General features: G+C 69.2%; 3 protein-coding genes. All 3 read right to left on the bottom strand.

The window, feature by feature from the left end; all coding sequences use genetic code 11:
• Positions 1–692, bottom strand: a 692-nt coding sequence (locus G3N94_RS40750; protein ID WP_205799827.1) for a beta-propeller fold lactonase family protein, incomplete at its 3' end; no start/stop codon positions are given.
• Positions 679–2,046 carry an MFS transporter gene (locus tag G3N94_RS40745; RefSeq protein ID WP_205799826.1) on the bottom strand — a complete coding sequence of 456 codons (1,368 nt, stop codon included), beginning with the start codon at positions 2,044–2,046 and terminating at the stop codon, positions 679–681. The genes G3N94_RS40745 and G3N94_RS40750, both read right to left, overlap by 14 nt.
• A 279-nt stretch (positions 2,047–2,325) precedes the next feature.
• On the bottom strand, positions 2,326–2,801 hold a 476-nt coding region (locus tag G3N94_RS40740; protein ID WP_205799825.1), incomplete at its 5' end, for a helix-turn-helix transcriptional regulator.

The following is a 2,801-nucleotide window of genomic DNA, read 5'->3' as shown; positions in this document are numbered from 1 at the left end:
GCCGCGGGGCGCGCGGTGACGCGCGCGTCGCCGAGCCGGCCGCTGTCGGGATCGCGATCGAACACCGCGAGCGTTGCCTCGAACTCGCTGACCGCGACGAGCGTGCGACCGTCGCGCGACAGCCGCAGGTGGCGCGGCCCGAAGCCGCGCTCGACGCGCGCTTCGCCATGCTCGATTGCGCGGATGCCGCGCATGTCGTTGACGAGTTCGAAGCCGAAGATGCGATCGGAGCCGAGCGAGCTGACATACGCGAAACGGTCGTCCGGCGACACGATCACCGCATGCGCATTGGGAATGCCGCTGATCACCTGCAGCGGCAAGCCGTCGCCGGCGCGCACGCGTGCGGCATCGTAGACGCTCAGCGAATGGCCGCCATACGACGCGCCGAGAAGCCAGCGGCCGTCGCCGGCGAGCGTCAGGTAAGCGAGGCTCGCGTCGATCGCGGCGCACGCGACGTGCGCGAGCGCGCCGGTGCCCGGATCGATGTCGAACGTGACGATCGCGGGGCGCTCGCCGCGCGTCGCCGCATAGAGCCGCGTGCGGTCGGCCGTGCGTGCGAGCGGCATCACGACATCGCCAGCGGGATAAACGCCGAGCGGCGCGAGCGCGCCAGCGGCGTCGAGCGCATAGGTCGCGAGCGTGCCGTCGACGGCGTTCGACACGATGACGGTGAAGCGATCAGTGTTCGGCATGACGGAGCATCGGGGCACGCGAGAAGGACTCGTCGGCCGGCAGGCCGCGCGGCGGATCGCTGCGCCGGTGCGTGCGGGCGAACAGCGCGGCGACTGCGGCGACGAGGGACGCGATCGCGAGCGCGTACAGGCCGCCCGTGATCGAACCCGTATGTTGCTTCAGATAGCCGAATGCCGTTGGCGCGACGAAGCCGCCGAGGTTGCCGATCGAGTTGATCAGCGCGATTCCCGCCGCCGCGACGCGCGTGTCGAGATAGCCCTGCGGGATCGGCCAGAACAGCGACGACGCGGCCTTGAAGCCGAGCGCGGCGAAGCAGATCGACGCGAACGACCAGACCGGATCGCGCGACGTCGACGCGAACAGTCCGCACGCGGCGAGCACCAGCGCGAACGCGAGCCAGCGCTGCGGGTGCTTCCATCGCGCGGACAGCACCGCGAAGCCGTACATCGCGCCGATCGCGATCATCCACGGGATCGTGTTGTAGAGCCCGACCTGGAAGTCGGTGAGGCCGCCCATCTTGCGGATGATCGTCGGCAGCCAGAAAGTCGCCGCGTAGATCGTGAGCTGGATCGAGAAGTAGAGGAAGCAGAACAGCGCGATCTGCGGATCCTTCAGCAGCGCGAGCGCCGGCAAATGCACGCGCGAGCGCACGTCGCGCGTCGCGCGTTCGTCGTCGAGCGCGCCTTCGAGCGCCGCGCGCTCGTCCGGCGTGAGCCACGTCGCGTCGCGGATGTGCGACTTCAGCAGCAGCCAGCTCGCACCGCACAGCGCGACCGAGAACAGCCCCTCGATCACGAACATCCATTGCCAGCCCTGCAGGCCGAAGCCATGGATCGACAGCAGCGCGCCCGTGACGGGCCCCGACAGAACCGACGCGAACGCCGAGCCGCCGAGAAAGATCGCCATCGCCTTGCCACGCTCCTGCGGCGGCAGCCATTGCGTCAGGTACAACACGACGCCGGGGAAGAAGCCGGCCTCGGCAGCGCCGAGCAGGAAGCGCAGCACGTAGAACGACGTATCGTTCCACACGAACGCCATCGCGGCCGCGACGATACCCCACGTCGCCATGATGCGCGCGAGCCAGATGCGTGCGCCGTAGCGCTGCATCAGCAGGTTCGACGGCACTTCGAACAGCGCGTAGCCGACGAAGAACAGCCCCGCGCCGAGCCCGTAGGCGGCCGCGCCGATGCCGATCGACGCCTCGAGATGGCGGTCGACGAAGCCGACGTTCACGCGGTCGATGTAGTTCGCGATGAACATGATCAGCACGAGCGGCAGCACGTGCCATTTCACTTTCGAGACGGCGGACGCGAGCGGGTCGCGGCCGGCCAGGGCGGGTGAGGGCGTGTTCAACGGTGTCTCCGGTCGGGATGCGGCGGGCGGTTCGGGTGCCGGTGTTTTGCGATCAGGTAGTATGTCGTCGTATGACATGTTACGCGCTGCGATCCGCCGTGACGTCACGGGTTTACCCGGGAGTACGCGATTTTTCCGAGGTCTACGCTCGGTGATGGGCTGGGTTTGAGTGAATAAATGTCTAATGACGTATGACGACTCAGCGTCAGCCTTGCGATCGATCGTCCCGGTTCGCCCGTCGCACGGCGTGACGAGCCGCCGACCCGCCCGTCGCCCGCGTCACGCCATCGACACGACGCTGTTGAGCAGCGTCTTGACCAGCACCGCCTGGCGCGTCGCGCCCGTCTTCGCGAAGATCCCGCGCAGGTGCGCGCGCGCGGTGTTCTTCGTGATGCCGGTGGCCGCGGCGGCCTCGTCGAGCGTGAGGCCGTCGACGAGCAGCAGGGCGATCTCGGTCTCCATCGGCGTGAGGCGGAACAGCTTGTGCAGCATGTCGCGCGACGTCTGCGGCGACGACGCCGGATCGCGGACGAACACCGCGATCGCCGGCCGGTGCCGCCGGTCCTCGGCGCCGCGATAGGGTGCGAGCGGCCGCAGCAGCACGTTGAGCGGCAGCGCGCCGCCGGGACGCGACAGCGTGGTCGCCTCGATGCGGCCGAGCGCGCCCGCGCGGAAATGGTCGAGCGCGGCCTGGATCGCCTTCTGCAGCCGGCGCGCGCGCAGCTGCCACCACGACGTCAGCCCGTCCTTGCGCA

Origin of the sequence: Burkholderia sp. Ac-20353 (assembly GCF_017104785.1) — a bacterium.
In the GTDB taxonomy this organism is placed as follows: domain Bacteria; phylum Pseudomonadota; class Gammaproteobacteria; order Burkholderiales; family Burkholderiaceae; genus Burkholderia.
This window is presented reverse-complemented; position numbering and strand designations above follow the sequence as displayed.